The organism is Alistipes montrealensis, from assembly GCF_018362775.1.
GTDB lineage: Bacteria > Bacteroidota > Bacteroidia > Bacteroidales > Rikenellaceae > Alistipes > Alistipes montrealensis.
On sequence record NZ_JAGYXY010000007.1, the window covers coordinates 32,689 to 54,628 of the forward strand.

At 58.3% G+C, this 21,940-nt stretch carries 16 protein-coding genes; 6 read left to right on the plus strand and 10 right to left on the minus strand.

Going from position 1 to position 21,940, the window contains the following annotated elements:
• Positions 1-17 precede the first annotated feature (17 nt).
• The 6 genes from KG007_RS12625 to KG007_RS14090 form a co-directional block, all read right to left on the minus strand.
• Complete coding sequence (locus KG007_RS12625) at positions 18-1,139, minus strand: hypothetical protein (RefSeq protein ID WP_213349295.1); 1,122 nt, start codon at positions 1,137-1,139, stop codon at positions 18-20.
• A gap of 48 nt (positions 1,140-1,187) precedes the next feature.
• Positions 1,188-2,738, minus strand: a complete 1,551-nt coding sequence (locus KG007_RS12630) for a DUF3868 domain-containing protein (protein WP_213349298.1) — start codon at positions 2,736-2,738, stop codon at positions 1,188-1,190.
• A 16-nt stretch (positions 2,739-2,754) separates the two neighbouring features.
• Positions 2,755-3,354: a DUF3575 domain-containing protein gene (locus tag KG007_RS12635; protein ID WP_213349300.1), complete on the minus strand. Its 600-nt coding sequence runs from the start codon at positions 3,352-3,354 to the stop codon at positions 2,755-2,757.
• A gap of 294 nt (positions 3,355-3,648) precedes the next feature.
• On the minus strand, positions 3,649-4,680 hold the full coding sequence (locus KG007_RS14005) for a DUF3575 domain-containing protein (RefSeq protein ID WP_249413351.1): 1,032 nt from the start codon (positions 4,678-4,680) through the stop codon (positions 3,649-3,651).
• Positions 4,680-5,498: a FecR family protein gene (locus KG007_RS12645; protein WP_249413352.1), complete on the minus strand. Its 819-nt coding sequence runs from the start codon at positions 5,496-5,498 to the stop codon at positions 4,680-4,682. The genes KG007_RS14005 and KG007_RS12645 overlap by 1 nt, the downstream gene beginning before the upstream one ends.
• 32 nt (positions 5,499-5,530) lie before the next feature.
• Positions 5,531-6,445: an RNA polymerase sigma factor gene (locus KG007_RS14090; RefSeq protein ID WP_317194944.1), complete on the minus strand. Its 915-nt coding sequence runs from the start codon at positions 6,443-6,445 to the stop codon at positions 5,531-5,533.
• Positions 6,446-7,112: 667 nt separating this feature from the next.
• Between KG007_RS14090 and KG007_RS12655 the strand changes: the two genes are divergently transcribed.
• A complete protein-coding gene (locus KG007_RS12655; RefSeq protein WP_213349304.1) occupies positions 7,113-8,510 on the plus strand; it encodes an alanine/glycine:cation symporter family protein in 1,398 nt (465 codons plus the stop codon).
• A gap of 24 nt (positions 8,511-8,534) precedes the next feature.
• Here KG007_RS12655 and KG007_RS12660 read toward each other — a convergent pair whose 3' ends face one another.
• The 4 genes from KG007_RS12660 to KG007_RS12675 all read right to left on the minus strand — a co-directional run bounded on the left by KG007_RS12660 (position 8,535) and on the right by KG007_RS12675 (position 14,781).
• Positions 8,535-9,362: a porin family protein gene (locus KG007_RS12660; RefSeq protein ID WP_213349306.1), complete on the minus strand. Its 828-nt coding sequence runs from the start codon at positions 9,360-9,362 to the stop codon at positions 8,535-8,537.
• Positions 9,363-9,379: 17 nt separating this feature from the next.
• Entirely contained in the window at positions 9,380-12,127 is a 2,748-nt protein-coding gene (locus KG007_RS12665) for a PCMD domain-containing protein (RefSeq protein ID WP_249413354.1), read from the minus strand.
• Positions 12,128-12,450: 323 nt separating this feature from the next.
• Positions 12,451-13,605: an acyltransferase gene (locus KG007_RS12670; protein ID WP_213349309.1), complete on the minus strand. Its 1,155-nt coding sequence runs from the start codon at positions 13,603-13,605 to the stop codon at positions 12,451-12,453.
• A 141-nt stretch (positions 13,606-13,746) separates the two neighbouring features.
• The gene (locus KG007_RS12675) at positions 13,747-14,781 is read right to left on the minus strand and encodes a GntR family transcriptional regulator (protein ID WP_195461637.1); all 1,035 of its coding nucleotides are present in this window, start codon (positions 14,779-14,781) and stop codon (positions 13,747-13,749) included.
• A 162-nt stretch (positions 14,782-14,943) separates the two neighbouring features.
• On the opposite strand from KG007_RS12675, the gene KG007_RS12680 reads away from it, so the two are divergent.
• The 5 genes from KG007_RS12680 to KG007_RS12700 are packed head-to-tail and all read left to right on the plus strand — an operon-like array spanning position 14,944 to position 21,912.
• Positions 14,944-16,419, plus strand: coding sequence for a GH39 family glycosyl hydrolase (locus KG007_RS12680; protein ID WP_213349312.1), 1,476 nt, complete (start codon positions 14,944-14,946; stop codon positions 16,417-16,419).
• Between the two features lie 15 nt (positions 16,420-16,434).
• The gene (locus tag KG007_RS12685; RefSeq protein ID WP_195461635.1) at positions 16,435-17,697 is read left to right on the plus strand and encodes an MFS transporter; all 1,263 of its coding nucleotides are present in this window, start codon (positions 16,435-16,437) and stop codon (positions 17,695-17,697) included.
• A complete protein-coding gene (locus KG007_RS12690; RefSeq protein ID WP_195461634.1) occupies positions 17,690-19,132 on the plus strand; it encodes a hypothetical protein in 1,443 nt (480 codons plus the stop codon). Before KG007_RS12685 ends, KG007_RS12690 begins: the two co-directional genes overlap by 8 nt.
• A 25-nt stretch (positions 19,133-19,157) precedes the next feature.
• Positions 19,158-21,017 carry a class I mannose-6-phosphate isomerase gene (locus KG007_RS12695; protein WP_249413355.1) on the plus strand — a complete coding sequence of 620 codons (1,860 nt, stop codon included), beginning with the start codon at positions 19,158-19,160 and terminating at the stop codon, positions 21,015-21,017.
• Positions 20,998-21,912 carry an ROK family protein gene (locus KG007_RS12700; protein WP_213349315.1) on the plus strand — a complete coding sequence of 305 codons (915 nt, stop codon included), beginning with the start codon at positions 20,998-21,000 and terminating at the stop codon, positions 21,910-21,912. The genes KG007_RS12695 and KG007_RS12700 overlap by 20 nt, the downstream gene beginning before the upstream one ends.
• Positions 21,913-21,940: the final 28 nt, after the last annotated feature.

Sequence of the window (21,940 nt, forward strand, 5' to 3'; positions counted from 1 at the left end):
GGGCTATTTGATAAAAATTAGAATTCGGGAGTAACGTTGGATACCGTCCAGTCGGCAACCGTGATGGCCACGATCAGGTCCATTTTGTTCTTCTCGGGCTTGTCGGTGATCTTGTCGGGAGTGATCTCGATACCGCCGTTCTCCAGGCCCATCTTATAGATCTTGTGCGGTGCGATAGAATTGAGAGTGACACCGCCCTCTTTGAAGCCTTTTACCGTGATGTATTTGTCGGTGAAAGGGGTCGGGTTATCCGCATCTCCCGTACCGTCGGCGAGTTTGTAACCGGCTGAAACCGTACCGCTGACCTTGTAGATAATGTGGGGAATCAGGGCGCTCGCAAATATCTGGTAAGCATATGCCTTCGTTCCGGTCGAGGAGGTTACGGCCGCGTTGTAGGCGTCGGTCGCCCACGAGGGAGCATAGGTCGACGGCCAGGAGGCTTCGGTATAGGCCGTGTTGGTGGAACCGCCGCTGTAATTGTGGAAATTATTGATGTAGACGGCTTCGACGGTCAGCGCATCCAGACCCGTGCCCGGCTTTACGGTTCCCACTTCGAAACGAGCTGCCGGCGATTGGAGCTCCACGGCGGCTTTTTTCAGCGTATGGCCGTCATCGGAAGTTTCGGTCGTGAAAGTCGTCTGCTCGCCGCTGAGGATCACCTGCTGTATGGGAAGGTAATCTCCTGCGGCATTACCTTTGGCATCCTCGCTAGCAAGGGTTTTGGTCGGCTTGTTCTGATCGGCTACGGCCAGCATTTCCAAAATCGCACCGAGGTCTGTCATCGAAATCGGTCCCGTCGGCAGCGTCACGCTGCCCGAATTGACAACGACTCCGACCAAAGCCGGCTCGACGATCTGCTCGAAACGCTTCTGCCGGGCCTTGATTTCGGCATCGGTCCAGGCATAGCCCACTGCATTATTACCGGCATCGACCAGATAAACGGTCACATTGTCGTAGTAGGGCGTGATCTGGCCCGCAGCCTGCGGGTCTTCGACTGCATACGTCTCCAGGTCGCCCGGGAGGGATACTGCGAAGTTGGTCTTCGCGGCGGGGGCCGGAGCGCCCGAATCGGCTTCTTTGCTGCATGCAGCAAGGGCCATCGCCGCCAATGCAGCGGCAAAAACAGTTTTCATCTTCATAATACTGAATTGTTTAATAATTAATAAGGCGTCTGATATTTGATTTTTCTATTTTCCATGCTTCCGGCTCTTCAGTTCCGCTTCCCGGATTTGGTCGAGGTTCTCCCGCAGGCGGGCGATCTCCCCGAGGTTTTGCTTCGCGGCTTCCAGACCCGCCGCCCGGGCGGCTTCGAAGTAGGGTGTCGCCCGGTCGTAATCCTGGTCGCGCAGCATCAGCAGCAATCCCCAGGCATTGTCGCATTCGGGAATCCGGTCCGGGGACTTTACGCTCCGCAGATACCGTTCGGCGCCGACGAAATCCCGCCGTTCCAGGGCTGCGACGGCCGCATTGACGGTCGCGACCGTATTTTCGGGGTAGAGCCTCACCGCGGTCTCGAACAGGTTGTTGAAATCTGCCGAACCCGGTTCGTAGGTGTTGGCTACCAAATACAGTTCGTTCAGGCTCAGGTTCTGCGGGCGTGTTTTTACGACCTCTTTCGCCTCTTCGATATTGAAGTTCCTGATGTCGTAGTCTATGGCGACGGTCACCTTGCGCAATGCCGGGAACAGCTCTTTGAGCATGTACCGCCACGGCGTGCCGCCCTTCAGGGCCATCAGTTTCGATTCACGGCCCGCGGTGACGGAATAGCGGTCGATCAGGTCGAGTACGGCCTGTTTGTCGGGCATGTCGGAATGCTGGAGGGCTTTGACCAGGTCGTCCCAGTTTTCACCCCCGAAGTAGACCGAATAGAGCGACTTCGGAATGTCGGGGTAACGCTCCTGCAGATAGCTTTGCAGGGCGTTTGCGCGGGCCTCGGAGAGGCGTTCGTTTGCCGCCAGCGAACCTTCGGGGGAGGCGTAGCCCGCGATGGAAATACGGTTGATCGTTATGTTCTTGTCGTCGTGTACGAGCCCGATCATCCGGCGGATTTTTTCAAGTTCCGCCGTGTTGCGTCCGAAATCGGGGTTAATGGCGGCCTTTCCGACGGCGAAGTCGAGGTACGCTTCACCCTGTTCGGCGCGGCGTTTCACGGCTTCGGCTTCGGGCTGCATGTAAGCGAGATGGGGTGCGATCAAATAGCGTTCGATGATGATCACCTCTTCGAGTGTTACCCGGCTGGCCAACACCCGTACGTCGGTGACGCTGGATTGTCCGCATCCGCAGTCGTCCTTCCGGAGATTCAGGCGCGCGGAAGACATCCACGGTTCGTAAGGGATCGCCACCCGGTAGTCGACCTGCCCGTCGCCCTTATAGTCGGGGATGACGCTGTACGGCGCCGAGAGGGCGTAGGTTTTGCGCTCTTTGGCACTCATCAGCGCCTGGGAACGGCGGTAATTCTTGTAGTTGTTGCGACCCTTGACCGAAATTCCGGGCAGGGCGAGCGATTGCCCGTCGGAGGCGAGCACCGGCGTAAAATCCGCACTCATGCGCGAGGGAACGCTGCGGCCCTGGGTCGTTACGGCCATGTCGACGTAGAGCGAGTCGCCGCGCTGGGCAAGTTCGTTTACCTGTACGGTGATGCTGCCCTGGCGGACCGGACTGTTCTGAGCCACACCTTCGGATGCCGGCCATGCGAGGCCCAGACAAACCGGAAACAAAATCGTATATATTCTCTTCATAGCGTAGTCTCGGTTGTTATTTGATCATGAATATCAGGGTGATGCCTGCTTTAGTGGGTCCGAAATAGTGTTTCGATTCGCTGCCGATCTTCCGGCCGCATTTAGCACACGGGTATTTGTCGTAATCGAGGTAGGCGTAACCGATGCCAAGGGTGGCTTCGAGCCCCCAGCGGTTGCCCAGCACCCAGTGATAGCCGTAGCTGACACCTGCGCCGGCCAGCCAGCCCTGATAGCGATGGTCGAGTATGTTTTCGTTTTTGACGGACCCGAACATCTTGCCCGAGTTGAAACCCCAGGGCAGCATGCCGCCCCAGTTGTAACCGCCGCCGAGTGCGTGGAGACCCACGAAATGGCCCGAGAAACGGGTACAACTCCACCAGCGGACCTCGGGTTGTACGAGCCAGTGCTTCATCTTGCGGTTTTCCGAGAAAGTCCACGGGTTGTAGTTGCCCGAGATATCGAGTGTCCAGTTCCGGCCCAGGCCGAACTCGGCGCCCAGGTTGAATGTCGAGGTCGCGTCGTAGAGCAGGTTGGTCTTCACGGCCGCCTTTTGAGCGTATGAACCCGGTATTCCGAGGCATATCGTCATAAGAATCAGCGTAAATGCTTTTTTCATCTTTCCCAGTTTAGTTTTTCTGTCGTTTTTGACGCACTTTCCCCGACAGCACCGGGCGTTTCGATCCCGTTCCGAAGCGGCAGGGAACTTTCCCGAATGCCCGTTCCGATCCGGCAGCACAATACACAGAGTGTATTGTGTTACTTGGTTGTAAGCCGCCGCAGGATACCTGTAAAGCGGCCTAACGGTCGTATGATGATTCGTTGAGAGTTGCGTCTTCGTAATAATAGAGACGCGGCGTTTGATTTTGTCCCAAAAAAAAGCAGGATTTTTTTATTTTCGGCTTCCTGGGGCCTATCTGAGGATATAAACCAGCGATATTGCGGCCTTGGTGGGCCCGAAATAGTGCTTCGTTTCACTGCCGATTTTCCGGCCGCATCGTGCGCACGGGTATTTGTCGTAGTCGAGGTAGGCATAACCGACGCCAAGGGAGGCTTCGAGCCCCCAGCGGTTGCCCAATACCCAGTGGTAGCCGTAGCTGACGCCTGCGCCGGCCAGCCAGCCCTGGTAACGGTGGTTTTGTATATTTGGGTTTTCCATGGAACCGAACATCCTGCCCGAGCCGAAGCCCCAGGGCAGCATGCCGCCCCAGTTGTAACCCCCGGCGTGCGCATGGATGCCGACGAAATGGCCCGAGAAACGGGTGCAACTCCACCAGCGTGCTTCAGGTTGCACCAGCCAGTGTTTCATTTTCCGGTTTTCGGAAAAGGTCCACGGGTTATAATTGCCCGATACGTCGAGCGTCCATTTCCGGCCTGCGGCGAACTCCGTGCCTAGGTTGAACGTCGAGGTCGCGTCGTAGAGCAGGTTGGTTTTCACAGCCCATTTTGCCACGGGCAGGGGCTTTGCGGGAAGATTGGTCCGGATGGAAATCCGGATGGACTCCGGCCGCACGAAAGGAACCTCCGGCAGGCCGGAGGGCAGTGTGACGGGGGTTGCAAGAATGGATGCCCGGGCTGTCGTACGCACTGCCGGGATGGGGGCCGGAGCGGGTTCCGGTTCCGGCCGCTTTGCTGCGGGCGCAGGGGTGGGGATGGCCGTTTCCGGCGGCTGCGGCGCCTGGTAGATATAATAATTCCCCTCCAGGTCCTTATACCGCAGGCCGGTTCCTGCGAGCCAGCGTTCCAGGACAGCCGGAATGTCTCCGGCGAAAGAGTCGTCATGGACCGTAACCCGATCGGTCACGATGTGGCTGAATGCAATCTTAACCTGATGACGGTGTGAAAGTTCGTTCAGCAGTTGTGTGAGGTTGCCGGGCTGTGCGGCCCGGAGCGGTCCGTATATCGACGATATGATGAGCGCAAGGATGCATGCGATGCGTTTCATTATTTTAGTTTTATTTCGGTTCCCGACACTTCGTAGTCGATGCCGCACGAGCGGAAGACCGCTTCGAGCGTCTCGTCCATGTCCGAGGTCAGGATGAAACCGGTGAATACGAGCTCCCCGTACCGCTCTTTGCCGGAGACGGTGACGCTGAAAATCGTTTCGATATTCCGGATTACCTCCTTCAGCGGAACCGCCTCGAACAGGATATGGGGCGGCAACGGGGCTTCGAGGTTCGAAAGGGCGACTCCGCTCGTGTCGCTCAGGACTTGCTGCCCGGCCTGCATGATCAGTTTCCCGGCGGGAACTTCCACACGCACGGAGCCTTCGTAGCACTCCACGAGCAGGTCCTCTCCCTGCTGGTAGACCCGGAACCGGGTTCCCAGTACGGCGACTTTGCCGGCGGGGGTTGCGATGCTGAAGCGCCGGCCGTGTGTGACTGAGAATATCGCTTCGCCGCTCAATACGGCACGACGGCGGAATGTCCAGGCGAATTTGTTGTATGACAGGCGGGAATCGGGCATGACGATTACCCGGGAGCCGTCAGGCAGTATGCACGCCAGTTCCTGGTCGCCGCTTTCGAATTCCGCCGCCGAAAAACGAATCAGCCCGCCGGTCAGGGCGACGGCAACGACACTCGCCGCAATACTCCACCGGATCAGCCGGCGACGGAAAGTCTCGTGCCGGCGAATGTCCGAGCGTTTGCGCGCCAGGATCTCCCCGACCTCCTCCATGCGTGGGTTGGTCGGAGTCTTATACACGATTCTGGACAACAGTTTATCCATATCCGTACGTTCCATGTCCTTTTCTTCTCTGTCCATATTTTGACGCCCGTAAAAAAATGAAAGGACGATTAATTATATATCTTGTTCAGTGTTTTATCTTCCCGCAGCCGTGCAAGGGCTGTCGAAGCTACGTTGCGAATCGTTTTGTCCGCATAGCCTGTTACTTCGGCGATGCTCTTGTTGTCGAGGCCTTCGTAATATTTCAAATAAATTATTTCGCGTTGCATGTTGGTAAGTCCGTTGAGCGCCGTTTGCAGCCGGTGAATTGCCTGCTCGGAACATTCCGCGCGGACGATGGATGCTTCGGCGTCGATTTCCAGTTCGAAATTGTAGTCTTTATGGCGTACCTCGTCTATCGACAGGTGGCTGTTCCTTCTTTTTTCGATCTCTTTTATCACCAGACGGCGCAAGGAACTGGCCAGATATGCATACGGCGAAACCGGAGCAGAGATTTTCTTTCGCCGCTCAAAGAGGTAGGTGAATAGTGTCTGAATAGCATTGTTCACCAATTCCTCGTCATGTGCTATTCCCATTCCATATCGGAATAGCCTTTCTTCGTACAAACTGTACAGTGTTCTGAAGGCTTGTTCGTCTCCTTCTCTAACTAAATCCCAATATTGATGATTCATATGTTCTTCTATTTGTGTAGAGTTACGACCGGGCGTTTTGTCCCAAGAAAAAATCGGGAATTTTGCTGCGGGGTGAAATCCGGTCTGTTCAGTGTATCTCGTCCGGGTAGGATGCCGATCGGCAAATCGTGCAGTGATACAGTCGGTTGTGTGTGCTCGCAACAGTGCACGACAAGGCATCCCCGCTCTTGGCGGGCGGTATGGGGACGATTGCTCGCATGGGGGCGACGCGAGGCGGGACGGATAAAGTTTTTTAGGAAAGCCGGGAGAACGGTCGGTGAGTCCGGAGTTCCCGGTTCCCGGCAGGAGCCGGGGTATTTCCCGTGCCGGACGGAATGTCCGCATGCTGTGCATGCCCGGCGGCGGTTCGGCTCATTGGGTCGGTGTCAAGGTGAAAGCCGGATTGGTCGGTCTGCGAATTGTGGGCGTGAGGGCGTACGCTTTCCCGGCGAAGGCATGGCGCTTCGCTGTAATTACCCGGGTAATTGAAAAAATGGAATGTTGCGTTGTTACGGGCAAGGGCTGTTGCCGGTGGAAATTGCATCTTTGCCGCCGAAAGGCCTGGCTTCATCCGAGCAGAAAATTGCAGGATAGGCAGACTGCCCTTTAAGTGGTTCGATCCGGTGTCGAGGTGATTGTGTTTTCCGGAGGGTTTTACTTCCTGTTCGAATAAGAAACGGATGTTCGGCAGATTAATTGCCCGGCCCGGGCGAGTCAACCGGAACGCCGGGGTGCTTGCCCAGGAAATCCGGGGGCCGGCCGGACTGGAGCCTGGTAATATTCTGGTTTTGTAAACTGTTTATTTATACTGTTTTATGTGTCGGATGCGGTTTCTGGCAATGATGGCTTCGGGCGGTCTGGGAAGAGACTGGCCTGTTTTGTTCTTTTTTTACCGGAAATTCCCCGATTTGGCTGTTGCGGAACGGGACGGGGAGTCGGCGGGACGCAGCAGGGGCAGTTTGCCCTGTCGGGAACCGAATGTAGCACCAACTTTGCTATCTTTGTTCCAAAACAGATGCAGATGGAGACACTTTCCGATTGGATCGGCAGCGTGAACGACGTGCTGTGGACCTATGTGCTGGTTGCGGCGCTGCTGGGATGTGCCGTGTGGTTTACCCTGCGTACGCGGGGCGTACAGTTCCGCCTGCTGGGCGAAATGATGCGCGTATTGGGCGAGTCGGCCGGAAGCGGCCCGAAGGGCGAACGGCACGTCTCGTCGTTCCAGGCCTTTGCCGTGTCGCTGGCCAGCCGCGTCGGTACGGGGAACCTCGCGGGCGTGGCCACGGCCATTGTGGTCGGAGGTCCCGGTGCGGTCTTCTGGATGTGGGTGATCGCCCTCGTGGGGGCCGCGAGTGCCTTCGTCGAATCGACCCTCGCGCAGCTTTACAAACGCCGCGGGCGCGATTCCTATGTCGGTGGTCCGGCTTACTACATGGAGCGCGGCCTCGGGCGGCGGTGGATGGGTGTGTTGTTTGCCGTGCTGATCTCCGTAACGTTCGGATTCGCTTTCAACTCGGTGCAGAGCAATACGATCTGTGCGGCGTGGGAGGGGGCTTTCGGGATCGACCACGTGTGGGTCGGCGTCGTGCTTGCGGTGCTGACGCTGCTGATTATCTTCGGAGGAATCCACCGCATTGCGCGTGTCAGCAGCGTGGTCGTCCCCGTTATGGCGCTGGGTTACATCGTGCTGGCGCTGGGTGTCGTGCTGTTCAACCTCGGTCGGCTGCCCGAAGTGCTGGAACTGATCGTCGCCGACGCTTTCGGATGGGGCCCGGCGCTGGGCGGCGCGGTCGGCGCTGCGCTGATGCAAGGCATCAAGCGGGGACTTTTCAGCAACGAGGCGGGTATGGGCTCGGCCCCGAACGTCGCCGCAACGGCCCACGTCTCGCATCCCGTGAAGCAGGGCCTGATCCAGACCCTCGGGGTCTTTACCGATACGCTGGTCATCTGCACCTGTACGGCTTTCATCATTCTGTTCGGCGGCGTTCCCGACGCTTCGCTCAACGGCATTCAGTTGACGCAGGCGGCTCTGGTGAGCGAAATCGGCCCTGCGGGAGGCATATTTGTCGCCGTGGCGATCTTCCTGTTCGCCTTTTCATCGATCATCGGCAACTACTACTACGGCGAAGCCAACATTCGTTTTATCACTCCGCGTCCGTGGGTGCTGACGCTCTACCGCCTGCTGGTGGGGGCGATGGTGCTGTTCGGGGCTTTGGCGACGCTCGACCTGGCGTGGAGCCTGGCCGATGTGACGATGGCGCTGATGACGTTGTGCAACCTTGCGGCGATCGTGCTGTTGGGCCGTCAGGCTTTCCTGCTGCTGGCCGACTACACTTCCCAGAAGCGGCAGGGCATCAAAAATCCGGTCTTTACAAAAGACCGGATTCCTGAATTGAAAAATAAAATCGAGTGCTGGTAGCCTGCTGCCCGATGCGGGCTGCGTCTAGTGGAAAAGCCGATAACCGACGATGATCGACCCGCGCATGTGCAGCATCTTGTAGTCGAAATATTTGGTGTCTTTCTGGAAAATGTCCAGGAAACCCATGCTGACGCGGATGCCGATATTCAGGCGGTTGTAGAGCGTGTGCTCGTAACCCACCATTACGCCGGCATCGAAGTCGCGCAGCGAAGAGGTGAACGACATGTTGATCGGTTCGCCGCCCTTTTCGATAATGACCTCCACCTTGTCCGGTTCGCCGCCCGAATAACCCTTCGTGGCCAGCGTCTCGAACTCCGCTTTCAGGTTATAGGAGAAGTAGCCGCCGAAAAGCAGGCGCGATACGTGGTTGTTGAAGGTGTATTTGGCGTAGAACGGCACTTCGAACATCGTGAACGACATGTCCATTTTGGCCGTACCCGTGTAATATTGGAGCAGTCCGGCCTCCTGGTCTTCGTATTTCTGGTTCGAGACGCGGGCGTCGGCCTTCATTCCCACGGTCTTGTAGATGAAGTTGGCCCCGAGGCTCCAGCGGTCTTGGAGGCGGAATTCGGCAAAGACGCCCATGTCGAGGTTCAACTGCGGGTAGGGGTTGAACGTGCTGGGGATATACTTGAACGGCACGGGAATGGCGCCGCCGATGTCGGTCCCGATCAGTACGCCTGCGCGGAAAATGTTGCGGTCCGACGAGATCAGTTTCTGGCGCGCGGGTTTCAGTTCTTCGGTCCGGGTGCTCGTTTTCGCCGCTTTCGCCGACGGGTTTTCCGCTTTTGCGGCCGGGCCCGAGAGCAGGGCGAACGTGCAGGAGAGTATTGCGATATGTTTGAGTCTCATAACTTGCTGGCTGTATTTTAGTAATTAATCACGAAGTGGTCTACCGATAGTTTGCTGTCGAATGCGCCGATGAATTTGTCGCCGTCCTTGCTCGACGACATCACCACGGCGATATGCGTCGGCGTAATGTCGGCGTACTGCGGGTCGTATACCATCGGAAGCGTTATTTTCGACCACTCCTTGTAGGGGTTGTTCGCGCCGTCGATCACCAGTTCGGCGCGTCCCAGGACGGTGATGTCCTCCGACCCTTCGGAATTTCCGTCGTAGTCGATGGCTCCGTTGCCGCTCCAGCGCAGCAACTCCACCCAGATATGGCCCTTGTCCACGCCGGCGATGTCGTGGATCACATATTTATTGTTTTCTTTCGTGGCCTCTTTCATCTGGGGGCCCGGAACATACTTCACCTCCATTGAGAACGAGGTGGGCCGTGCCGTGTAGGGGATGCCGAACTTGGTCATCTTACGCGGCTGGGTGATGTAGCTGAGGTTGAAGTTGAACAGACCCGTGTAGAGCGTTCCGGACGCCACGACGTAGCCGTAGAGCATGGTGTTCTGGTTCGAGGTCGTCATTTCGGCCGCCAGCGTTCCGTCGGCACGTTCGACGGGCATGGTTCCCGTTACGCCGATGTTGAACAGAGTCAGGTTGGCCGTACCCCATCCGTAACCGGCGCCGGGCGTCGGGTCGATGGTGTAGGTCCCGCTGTTGATGTTCTTGAACTCGCCCCAGAGTTCGAAATCGCTGTTGTCGATCTGGACCTCCACGGGTTTGTCGACGTAGACCGTCCAGGTTTTCGTCACCTCCTCGTCCTGCGACGTGACGGTCAGCGGAATCTCGTGGTTGTAGTTGTTGATTGCCAGGATGCCGTTTTCCAGTCCGGTGACGGTGGCGCTCTCCGAGGTTTCGATGGAGACGGTCGCATAGAACGGCGGAACTCCTTCGATCTCCATCCGGATACGGTTGGTCTCCGGTTCGATTTTCACCGCCGTGAGCGAGCCGCCTGTGATTTTGCCGACCAGGAAGCTGGTGATTTCGGCCTTATGGCCCGTTGCCTGCGACTCGAGGTCGATGGTCCACTGCTGTTCGGTCCCGTCTTCGGCGCGCACCGTGAAGGTCTTGGTCGAGGTCAGCGACTCGAACGTGAGCGGCGTGTCGTAGTCGGCGATCTGCTGTTCGACGACCGTTGCCCCGGAATTGCTCAGCTTCATGATCTTGTTGGTCAGCGTGAGCGGGAAGGCTTTGGGCCCGGCTGTGATCTTCAGCGTGATACGATGGTTGTTGTTGTCCGCGACGACCGATGTCGAGTACAACTTCATCCGGTTGTCTTTCGAGGTATACGCATACGAGAAGTTCGATATGCCGGTGTCCGAAGATGCTGCGGCGTTCTTATCCTTGAGGTAGAGCGTCCAACTGCGGCTTTGCTGGCCGTTGCTGGTCTTGACCGTGATCGTCCCCGTATTCGTGACGTAGGTGTGGCTCGACGATTTCGAAGTGCTGGTCGATCCTTCGGGAAGTTCCAGCGCGAAGGTGAGTTTCAGGTTGATCTTCTCTTTCGGGTCGATGGCCGCGCCGTCGATCCTTCCGACCGGGACGGTGATGCGGCTGTTCTCGTGGTCGATCTCCACCTGGTCGGTATCCACGCCGATGACCTCGTTGCCCGGGGTGCTGGTGTAGGCCGAGATGGTGAGGCCGAGAATGTCGGTGTTCAGCTCCGGAGCGAGGGCGATCGTCCAGCTTTTGGCCAGTCCCGATATTTTGTCCACGATCCAGAACTGCTTGGTGTCGGTGTAGGACTCGAAGGTGTAGCTGTTGTCGGCGGGAGCCCCGAAGAGCGCCGAGTTGGCATGGACGGGCACTTCGACCGTAGCCTTGACGGGGAATTCCATCGCACGGGCCACCGGACGGATCATCAGGTTGATGCGTCCTCCGATTTTCGACACGTTGAATTCCGTGGTGGCTCCTGTGAGCTGGGCCGTTCCCGCCTGGAACTTGATTTTCGAGGTCTCGGGCATCAGGCGTTCCACCTGGTCCTCGGTCAGCGAAGCCGTGCTCCCGTTGTCGGTCTGGGCCACGATTTCCGAACGGAAGGTCCAGGTTTTCGTGAGGCCGCTGGCGGCTTCGACCGTGTATTTCATCGTGCTCGTCTTCTCCTCGAAGGTGAGTGTCTCCGCAGGGATTTCCGCTCCGTCGGCCCAGTCGGCTCCGTCGGATAAGGTAAATTCCGGTACGAACGACAGCGGATAAGCGGCGGAGCCCAGTGCCTGGAAGACGATCTCGGAGTTAACCTTGTCGATGCGGGCATACGGTGCGGCCAGCATCTCCGATCCCTCTCCGGCCGTGACGCCGACCCGTGCGATCTCGGCCGACTCGTTCGACTGGGCGTCGACGATCTGCAGTTTCCAGCGCGTAGTGGCGCCGCTGGAAGCTACCGTGTAGAGTTCACGGACGTGGTTCTGGTTGTCGAAGGTGAATTCGTTCCCCCCCCCGTCGAATCCGAGTATCTGCTTACATCCCGCTTCGGTCTTGATATCCAGCGAGATGGTGATCGGGAAGAGGTATTTGCCGTAAATAATCGGCAGTTCGATGACTTCGCCCTTGATGACGGGCTGGTCGAAAATTACGCGGTCGGGATCGGCCGTGAGGATGGAGATCTCCTCCACCCGGGCCGAGTCGCTCAGTTGTGCTACTTTTTCGCACGAGATGAGCCCGGTGCTCGTTACGATTGCTAGGCACAGGATGCGATGCAGACGGGAGGTCAAAAATGTCATATTTAAAATTTTCTGGGTGAACCCGCCGCGGTTTGTTTGCCGGAATTTTTATAAACCGGATACACCCGGCGGGGTGGTTATACATTGGGTAAAAAATCGGTCAAAGGTATCAACTCTTCCCCGAAAAACAGCGTTTCGGTTTCGGTTTTCAATGAACCGGCGGTTTTTCATCACGAACAGGCCGTTTCTCCCGGATCGACGCGCATCCGGAAATAGCGCATGCCGATTCCGGAGCGTAACGAATGGATACGCCCCGGAAAATCGGATAGGTTTACTGAAAAAATGGGTTCGGGATTCGGACGGGATCTACGCCGTTCGGTGGGTTACTCCACGAATTTTCGCGTCAGGCGCCAGCGCTGCATGAGCCATACCACGAGCCAGCTTACGGCGAAGGCCCCGCAGGCGATCAGCGGGATGCGCACCAGTGCGGGAAGACCCGGAATCTGCTGCACGAGGTCGTAACCGGCCTGCACGAAGATGAAGTGGCAGAGGTAGATGCCGAACGTTGCGCCGGCCAGCCGCGAGAGCCATGCGCGGGGTTTCGCAGCGGCTTTCTGCACGAGGATAAAGACCGGGGCGGTCATCAGGAAGACGTTGATGCCGGCGAAATACCACACGATTTCGAGGTAGGCGTAGTTGCCCGGGAACTCTTTCTGCATCATTACATAGCCCAGTCCCGTGATCAGGTAGCCGATGAGGAACGCCGGGATGCAGATACCCAGCGTCTTGCGCCAGCTCCACGCGGGCGGGAATTTCACGAGGTAGAAGGCCAGCACGAGGTAGCCCGCGAAACCCGAGACGTAGTAGAATGTGCCGAATTCGTTCCAGTCGCAGACGCCGTAAAGGCCCATGTTGCCGTAATTGCCGGCATAGCCCAGCGCCGGAGCCAGCATCTTCAGGTAGGGCAGCAGCAGCGTCAGGCCCCAGATGCCCAGCACGATCCGCAGATCGCGCTGCGAGGCCCGTTCGAGCCATGCGCTCATGATGGGCAGGATGAAATAGAGGCCGAGGAGCATGTAGAGATACCAAAGCGGCGTAGTGTCGTAGGTGAAATTGAAGACGAAGGTCCACATCTTGCGGAGCGTGGCTTCACCGGTGAACAGCGCGGGGTCGATCGCCGGACTGGCCGAGCCGATGTAGCGCATGTAGAAGAAATAGAGAACGGGCAGCGCCAGCGACCAGAAGACCAGCGCCACGAGGATACGGCCGATGCGTCGGCGGTAGAAACTCCCGGCGTCGGTCCGCACGGGCAGCAGCAGCACGCCCGACATCATCACGAAGAGCGGTACGCAGGCCCGGACGAGGCTGCCGGCCAGAGCTCCTTGCAGGAAGGTCGCGCGGTCGCTGTCGAATACGGCGACGAAGGCGTCGCAACTGTGGGAAAAGACCACCAAAAAGCAGGCGATCACGCGCAGCAGGTCCACCCAGCCGATGCGTTCGCGGGCCGGGACGTTGAGGTCGGGAAGTCGGTTCTTCATTGTCGTCGGGAATGGATTTCCGGCGAAGATAATAAAAAAATCCCGGACTGCTGCGCCTGTTTGCCGCTCTTCGGGGATGCCGGGTATTTAAAAAGCGGGAAATCCTCACCGGATCTCCCGCTTTCCATTTGCCGGTCGTGCCTAAAAGGTGTTGCGGCGAATCATCTGGAAGTCGCACTTGATCTTGGCGGGTGTCTTGTCGAGGATCATCCGGGCCACCAGTACACCCATCTGCCGGAAATCGGTCGAGATGGTCGTCAGGCCGTTGAGGATGATCTCGTTGATCGGCGATTCGTTGTAGGAGATGATACTGATGTCGCGGCCCACGCGGTAGTTGAGTTCGCGGGCGCGGCGTACCAGTTCGATCAGCCCGAGGTCGTACTGGCTGTTGAGGATCAGATAGACCTCCTTCTCGCGGATGATCTCCGGGGTGATCTTCGTGTGGAATTCCACGGCGATGTCGTTGTCGCGGCAGAACTGCTCGACGGCCTTGCTTACCGACGTATAATAGAGGCTCGACGGAAGCGTCACGACGTTGAGTTTCGAGTAGGTCTTGAGTTTCTTGAGCCCGTATCCCAGCCCTTCGTAGGCGTCGTTGGCAAAATCTTGGTAGACAGCGCCGTAGTTGCCCGGGTGGGCTTCCATCCAGTGGTCGACCATAATCAGTTTGCGGTTGGGAATGCGCGCGAGTATCTTCATGACGCGCTTCTGCGACGCGGCGTCGAGCGGGAAGTGGGGCGTAATGACGTAGTAGTCGAACAGGTCGAGGTTTTCGTCGATGTAGTATTCGAGCAGTTCGACGTTCTGGTTATGGAGGCGTATGGTGATTTCGGCCGCGTCGCCGATCTCCTCGGCGAACGAGTTGAAAAGGACCTGCTTGTAGTTGCTCAGTTTGTCGAACAGCACGAGTATGTGGAGTTTGTCCGCCGCGCCCGTGGCCGCCACGTAGAAACCTTTGCCTTGCCTGGCGTCGATATATCCTTTGTTCCGGAGGATGGAATAGGCTTTCTTTACGGTTTCCTTCGAGATGTCGAGCAGCGCCGACAATTCGTTCATCGAAGGCAGCAAATGCCCCTCGGGATAGTCGCCGTTTCGTACCAGTTGTTCTACCTGTTCGACGATCTGTTTATAAACCGGAATCTGACTATCCGGGTCGATTTTAATTTTTTCAGGCATGTCTGTCGCTTAAAAAAATGAAATAAATATTGGTTTGTTTGTTTTTTTGCTTATATTTGCACCACACTACACAACACCAATCAGAAATAAGCACCACACCCCACACCTTTTATGTTGTGGAATTACAAAGATATGAAAAAAAACTGCTAACCGCTTTTTAAAATGAAAAAAACAGTCTTTCTCAGCTTATTGGGCCTTTTGTTTGCATCGTCTGCACCCGCACAACACTGGTCGCTGACCTGGAAAAAGATGCAGATGGTCTCGCCCCGGCTCGAACAGATCGGATCGGTAACGACCGCTGCTTCGCGTGAACTTGCCAACCCGGCCTGGTCGGTAGGGTGTGAAACCCTCGACCGGGAGTATGCCGAATTTGCAGCCTACAAACCCTATGTGGGCGAGCTGGGCGTGGGGGCTGCGCGCCTCCAGAGCGGTTGGGCGCGTTGCGAAAAACAGAAGGGCAAATACGAATTCGCCTGGCTCGACGAAGCCGTCGACGGACTCGTCGAACAGGGCGTGAAGCCGTGGATGTGCCTTTCCTACGGCAATCCCCTCTACGGAGCCGCCAAGGGCCTCGGCTCGCGGATTTTCACCGACGAGGAGACCATGCGTGCGTGGGAAAAGTATGTTACGGCCGTCGTCCGCCGCTACAAAGGGCGCGTGGCCGAGTGGGAAGTGTGGAACGAGCCCAACCTGGGCAGTAACGCCAAGCATCCCGACGCTTATGCCGAACTGCTGGTCCGGACTGCCGAAGCCGTGCGCAAGGTCGACCCCGAAGCGGTGATCATCGGATTCGGGCTTTCGCGCATGCCGATTGACTTCACAAGGCGCGTACTGGATATGCTCCGCGAGCGGGGCAAGCTGGGACTGATCGACTACGTCAGTTTCCACCCCTATTATGAAAATCCCGACGACGCTACGCCCGGCATCGAGGCGCTGGCCGGACTCGTCGCTTCGTACGATCCGCGCATCCGCCTGTTCCAGGGCGAGAGCGGCTGTCCTTCGGTGCTCGAATGGGGCCATGCGCTGCGCTACCACGAGTGGAGCGAATACAGCCAGGCCAAATGGGACATGCGCCGCATGGCCAACGACTTTGCGCTGGGCCTCCGTTCGTCGATTTTCACCCTCGTCGACCTGCAATATCCCAACATGCAGCAATCGTTCGGACTGCTGCGCACGAATCTCTTGAAAGAGGTGGTTTACAAACGTCCTTCCTACCATGGCGTACAGCACATGGTCAACCTGCTGCACCGCGGCATGAAGCCGGCCGGGCGGCTGGAATACCGGGCCAATACGTCGCGGGAGATCGCTGTCGTGGGGATTGCCGGGGCCGAGGGGAAACTCGTCGGGGCCATGTACTGGTATTCCGACCGGATTCCGGCCGACGAACTGGCGTGGGACGAGGTCGAACTGGCCGTCAGGGGACTCTCGCTCTCCGATCCGGTGCTCGTCGAGCCGATTACGGGCCGCATCTATGCGCTTTCGCTGCCGCACGGCCACAGTATCGGCGGACAACTGAAACTGACGGGACTCCCCGTCTGGGACAGCCCGATGCTCGTTATGGAGCGCAGCGCCGTTCCGTTCCGTACTCCGGCTGTCGGGAAACAGGCCGCCGGAACGACCAATGACATGTTGTATTAACCTAACCCCTAACCAATGACAACTGCAACCGTCGGGAAGAAGAACCCGAAATATAAGTGGGAGGTGCTGGCCCTGCTGTGGGTCGCCTACCTGCTGAACCAGGCTGACAGGCAGGTCTTCAACGTGGTGCTTCCGCTCATCCGCGAAGACCTGGGCCTGAGCGACGTAGCCATCGGCTCCATCGCCACGGTTTTCAACCTTTTCTATGCCCTGCTGGTTCCTATCGGCGGACTGGTCGGCGACCGTTTTAGCCGCAAATGGATCGTTACGGGGAGTATCCTGTTCTGGAGCGTGGCCACGATGTTCACGGGGCTCTGCAACGGTTTCGTGATGCTCGTGCTGATGCGCAGCGTCGCCACGGGCGGCGGCGAGGCGTTCTTCGGCCCGGCCAACTATTCGCTCCTGGCCCAGTACCACGATAAGACGCGGGCTTTCGCCATGTCGGTCCACCAGACGGCCTACTACATCGGCATCATCATCAGCGGTTACGCCGCGGGATATATCGGACAGTTGTGGGGCTGGCGCAGCGCCTTCTACATCTTCGGCGCCATCGGCGTCGTGCACGGCATCGTCATGGCCGTGCGCCTGAAGGACAAAAAGGAGCCGGCCGCCGTCGCAGCCGCGGAGGCCGCCGAGCCCAAACCGCGCATCATGGAGGGGTTCCGCATGGTCTTCACCACGCCGACGGCCCTGATCCTCACGGTCTGTTTCGCGGGACTGATCTTCGTGCTGACGGGCTACCTCACGTGGATGCCGACCTACCTCTACGAAAACTTCGGCATGGACCTCGCAGGCGCCGGATTCCACTCGATGTTCTACACCCACCTGTTCGCCTTTATCGGCGTGCTGCTGGCCGGACGCCTCTCGGACAAACTGGGCAGCCTGCATCCCGCGTGGCGCATGGCCATGCAGGGCTTCGGCTTGCTGGCCGCCGTGCCGTTCATCGTCCTGATGGGCAATTCCGCCGCGCTGTGGATGATCTATATCGGGTTCGCCGGCTTCGGGTTCGCCCGCGCATTCTTCGACGCCAACACCTACACGGTACTCTACGACGTTATTCCGCCCCGTTACCACTCTTCGGCTTCGGGCGTGATGATCATGACCGGCTTCGCCATCGGAGCGCTGGCTCCCCTGGTGCTGGGTATGGTGAAGCAGGCCGCCGGACTGTCGTTCGGCATCTCGATGCTGGCTGTCGTGTGGCTCGTGTGCGGCGTGATCATGCTGTTGGGCGCCAAATATTTCTACATGAAGGACTATAACAAAATCAGACATGAATAGTAACCTGAAAACCAGAAAAGCGAAGGCAGGTTTGCTGCTGATCGCGTCGCCGCGCTTCAAGATGCTGGGCGAAGGATTGAAACGAGGCACTTACGCCGAGCGCAAGGATGCCGATGTGAAAAAAATACTCGGGACGATGGATTTCCTCGATGTCGTATTCCCCGGAATCGTCTACGACAAGCAGGAGGCCATGGACGCCATGGACCATTTTTACATGGAGAAGGTCGATTTCGTGATCGCCGAGTTCCTCTCCTGGTCCGAGGATTTTGCGTGGATTCGTTTCCTGCGGGACATGCCCGATGTGCCGATTCTCTTTGTCAACGTCGCCAAAGACCACGTTTCGTTCAAGGATACGCTCGACGAAGATGACTTTATCGACTACCTCTGCGCCGGCACGCTCGTCGGTTCGCTCGAAGCCTCGGGGTCGGTTCCCCGTACCGGGCGCAAACACGTGAAGGTCGTGATGGGTTCGCGTGAGGAGGTCACCGAACAGGTTCGCCTCTTCGCTTCGGCGGCCCGTGCCCGCGCCATCCTCCGCCAGTCGAACGTGGGTCTTTTGGCCAACTACAACGAGGCCATGTGGTCCACCTACATCGACCCTTACGACCTGTTCACCAAACTGGGCCCCGAAATCCGTTTCCTGCCCTATTCGGTCTACGGCGATGTGATCGACGCGGTGAGCGACAAGGAGCTGAAGGCCTACTGCGACGAACTGACTTCCCGCTACAAGATGATGGACGACGTGGCGCGCGACAAGTTCGAAGCCTCGGTACGCGCTTCGATCGGTCTCCAGAAGATGGCCCAATCTTCGGACATCGACGTGATGGTATTCAACGACATCGACCGGGCCATGTTCGAACTGGTAGGCCTGCGCGCCGGATTCTACCACCCGTGGTTCAACGACAACTGCTCGGTGCTGGTTCCCGAGGCCGACATCGGCGCGGGCCTCGTCACCTACCTGCTGAAACTGATTTCGGGTAAGAACGTCAACTTCCTCGAACCTTTCCATATCGAGTCCGACTACGGCACTTTCGCGGGCGGCCATGCAGGTCCCAACGACCACAACGACCCCGCCTGGCAGCAAAACGTCGTCATCGCCCGCGACGTACGTTTCGCCAAGACTTCGTACAAGTATGCCGGGGCGCCGTTCGCCTGGTACCGCATCTCTCCGGGCCGCAAGACCATGGCCCAGTTGGTCGAGTGCGACGGCCGCTATAAACTGGTCGCCACGCTGGTCGATTCGCTCGAAGGCGATCATATCCTGGCTACCTATTCGCACAGCATCTTCCGTCCGGTGGTTCCCGTCGAGCGGCTCTTCGAGGAGATACTGAAGATCGGGACCACGCAGCACTTCGCCATCGTCGACGGCGACTACCTGCGCGAACTGGGCATGTTGTCCGAGATCATGGACTTCGAATATCACGAAATAAGCTAATTAACCCTATAAAAATGTATTTGTCATGAGTTTCATGTACAACCCCTTCCCGTATGACGACCCGCGTGCCGTCAACCGTCCGCAACTTCCGAAAAAAGCCGTCGAGGCGGTCGTCGCGGGAACCCCGAAAGCCGCTTCGGCATTGGCTGCCGATGTCATGGGGCGGCTCGGCGCCGCGCCCGGAAAGAATGTCGTCGTGGCATTCGACGGCTATGCTACCGCCGACTGGACGCGCATGGTCAACCTGCTTTCGCAGCAACTCATCGGAAAAGGCGTCGAAGTCGAGGCTTTCCCGTTTGCCGAGGTGCTCAAATCGGAGCAGGAAATTGCCGATATGATCAATCCCAATCTGGAGTGGGACACCCGCAAAGACCCTTCGCTGCTGTTCGGCCGGCTGATTAAGCGCAGTTTCGAAGATTTCTTCGATACCCGGAAGTTTGCCGCGTTCAAGTCCCGGCTCGAGGAGTTGAAAGCGCCCGCGGCGGAAGGCCGCGTGCTGATCGTCTTCGGAAACGGATGCCTGACCAAGGAACTGCTCGGCCTGTACGATGTGAAGTGCTACTTCGACGTAACCCCCAAGGAGTCGATCCTGCGTATCCGTCGCGGACAGTATGCCAATATGGGCGACAAAGTTGCACGCCCGGCCAATCAGGTGATCCGCCGCTGCTACTATGCCGACTTCGAAATCGGCGTTCACCACCGCGGCGAGTTGCTGCGCGGCGCGCTGATTGATTACTACATGGCGTCGGACAAGCCCGAAAACATCCAGATGATCCCGATGGCTGCGCTGACCGAGATATTCAGGTCGCTGGCGTCCTATCCGTTCCGGTGCAAGCCGGTCTACCTGGAAGGCGTCTGGGGCGGAACCTACGTCAAGAAGCTCCGCAACCTGCCCGACTCGATGCGCAACTGCGCCTGGGTATTCGACCTGATTCCGATGGAGGTGTCGATCGTCGTGGAGGTGGGCGGCGAAAAGATCGACTTCCCCTACTTCTCGTTCGTACAGAAGGAGGGCCATGCCATCATGGGCGACAAGTGCGTCGAGAAGTTCGGCGGTTACTTCCCTGTCCGTTTCAACTACGACGACACCTACCACAGCAACGGCAACATGTCGATCCAGGTGCATTCGGGAGCCAAGTACAACGAAGAGAATTTCGGAGAGCTGGGGCGTCAGGATGAGAGCTACTACGTCATTGTGGCGGCTCACGACGCCAAGACCTTCGTCGGGTTCCGCGACGATGCCGATACGGACCAGTTTATCCGGGACATCAAGCTGGCCGATACGGAGCATAAGCCTGTCGACTACCTGAAATACGTCCACTACGAGGAGTCGAAACCCGGCCTCCAGGTGATGCTTCCCGCCGGTACGATCCACTCTTCGGGCCGCAACCAGGTGATCCTGGAGATCGGCAGCCTCACGATCGGGTCGTACACCTACAAACTCTACGACTACCTGCGCGCCGACCTCGACGGCAAACCCCGTCCCATCCACACGTGGCACGGCGAGCGCACGCTCAACTACGACTGCCGTACGAGCTGGCTGCGGGGCAATATCGTTCAGCAGCCCCGCGTCGTGCGCCAGGGCGAAGGCTGGGCCGAGAAGATCGTGGGCGAGTGCGATATGCTCTACTTCTCGCTGCGCCGTCTGGAGTTCGAGAAGTCGATCGAGGACAATACCGACGGCAAGTTCCACGTGTTGGTGCTGGTCGATGGCGAGCGCGTGCGCATCCGCTCCGTCGATGAGCCCGAACGCTTCTTTGACGCCGAGTATATGGATATGGTCGTGGTTCCCGCGGACATGGGGCGTTACGTGATCGAGAACCTGCGCACGGAGCCGATCTGTGTCCACAAGACGATGCTTAAGGATGGATTTGAAAACGAATAGCTGCCGGCTGCTGTTCGATGTCGGGGGAACGTTCCTCAAAGCTGTCGCAGCGGATTCCGCCGGGGGACTGATCCCCGGGTCGGAGTTCTCCTGTCCGATGCCTTCGGACGGCACGCGCGAAGCGATTACGGGAGCCCTGGCCGCTTCGGTGGCCCGGGGAGCAGCCTTCGCCGCGCGCAACGGGCTCGTGCTGGCGGGCATCGGCATCGCCTTTCCCGGGCCGTTCGACTACGCCAACGGCATCCCCCGCATGGAGCACAAGTTTCGGAGTATTTACGGGCTTTCGCTTGCCGACCTGCTGCACGGGCTTCCGGAGACGGGACCCGGCATGCCGGTCCGCTTTATGCACGATGTCAATGCGGCGATGCTGGGCGAGATGACCTGGGGCAATGCCCGGGATGCGGCAAACGCCGCGCTCGTGACGCTCGGGACCGGACTCGGCTTTGCCTGCTGCCTCGGGCGCGAAGTGCAGTACTCGCCCACGGGGTCGCCGCGGCTGGCGATTTACAACTGTCCCTACCGCGACGGCATCCTCGAAGACTATGTCTCGAAGCGGGGTTTCCTGCGCATCTACGCCGAACTCGCAGGTTCTGCGGACCCGGCGCTGACGGTGGCCGACCTGGGCCGCATGGCCTCCGAAGGGGACCCTGCGGCGAAAGCGACCTTCGCCGAAGCGGGCCGTATCCTCGCCGGAGGCATCCGCGGCCTGCTCGAAGAACAGAAGATCGAATGCCTGTTGATGGGCGGCCAGATTTCGCGTTCGTTCGCCCTGCTGGAACCTGCGCTCCGCGAGGGGTTGCAGGGAGTCGGGAGCCTTCGGACGATTGCTCCTGCGGCGCATATCGGGCATGCGGCGTTCTACGGGCTGCTGGCACAACTCGATGCCGACCGGTAAAGTTTGCGTCGAACCGACCGATTTCGTA

Bases quoted from the DNA above. Each gene is read 5' to 3' on its own strand.
- KG007_RS12655 (WP_213349304.1), top strand. From the start codon at position 7,113: ATGGAGACACTTTCCGATTGGATCGGCAGCGTGAACGACGTGCTGTGG.
- KG007_RS12690 (WP_195461634.1), top strand. From the start codon at position 17,690: ATGAATAGTAACCTGAAAACCAGAAAAGCGAAGGCAGGTTTGCTGCTG.
- KG007_RS12700 (WP_213349315.1), top strand. From the start codon at position 20,998: ATGGATTTGAAAACGAATAGCTGCCGGCTGCTGTTCGATGTCGGGGGA.
- KG007_RS14005 (WP_249413351.1), bottom strand. From the start codon at position 4,680: ATGAAACGCATCGCATGCATCCTTGCGCTCATCATATCGTCGATATAC.
- KG007_RS12625 (WP_213349295.1), bottom strand. From the start codon at position 1,139: ATGAAGATGAAAACTGTTTTTGCCGCTGCATTGGCGGCGATGGCCCTT.
- KG007_RS14090 (WP_317194944.1), bottom strand. From the start codon at position 6,445: ATGCACAGCATGCGGACATTCCGTCCGGCACGGGAAATACCCCGGCTC.
- KG007_RS12635 (WP_213349300.1), bottom strand. From the start codon at position 3,354: ATGAAAAAAGCATTTACGCTGATTCTTATGACGATATGCCTCGGAATA.
- KG007_RS12665 (WP_249413354.1), bottom strand. From the start codon at position 12,127: ATGACATTTTTGACCTCCCGTCTGCATCGCATCCTGTGCCTAGCAATC.
- KG007_RS12645 (WP_249413352.1), bottom strand. From the start codon at position 5,498: ATGGACAGAGAAGAAAAGGACATGGAACGTACGGATATGGATAAACTG.
- KG007_RS12660 (WP_213349306.1), bottom strand. From the start codon at position 9,362: ATGAGACTCAAACATATCGCAATACTCTCCTGCACGTTCGCCCTGCTC.
- KG007_RS12680 (WP_213349312.1), top strand. From the start codon at position 14,944: ATGAAAAAAACAGTCTTTCTCAGCTTATTGGGCCTTTTGTTTGCATCG.
- KG007_RS12630 (WP_213349298.1), bottom strand. From the start codon at position 2,738: ATGAAGAGAATATATACGATTTTGTTTCCGGTTTGTCTGGGCCTCGCA.
- KG007_RS12670 (WP_213349309.1), bottom strand. From the start codon at position 13,605: ATGAAGAACCGACTTCCCGACCTCAACGTCCCGGCCCGCGAACGCATC.
- KG007_RS12695 (WP_249413355.1), top strand. From the start codon at position 19,158: ATGAGTTTCATGTACAACCCCTTCCCGTATGACGACCCGCGTGCCGTC.
- KG007_RS12675 (WP_195461637.1), bottom strand. From the start codon at position 14,781: ATGCCTGAAAAAATTAAAATCGACCCGGATAGTCAGATTCCGGTTTAT.
- KG007_RS12685 (WP_195461635.1), top strand. From the start codon at position 16,435: ATGACAACTGCAACCGTCGGGAAGAAGAACCCGAAATATAAGTGGGAG.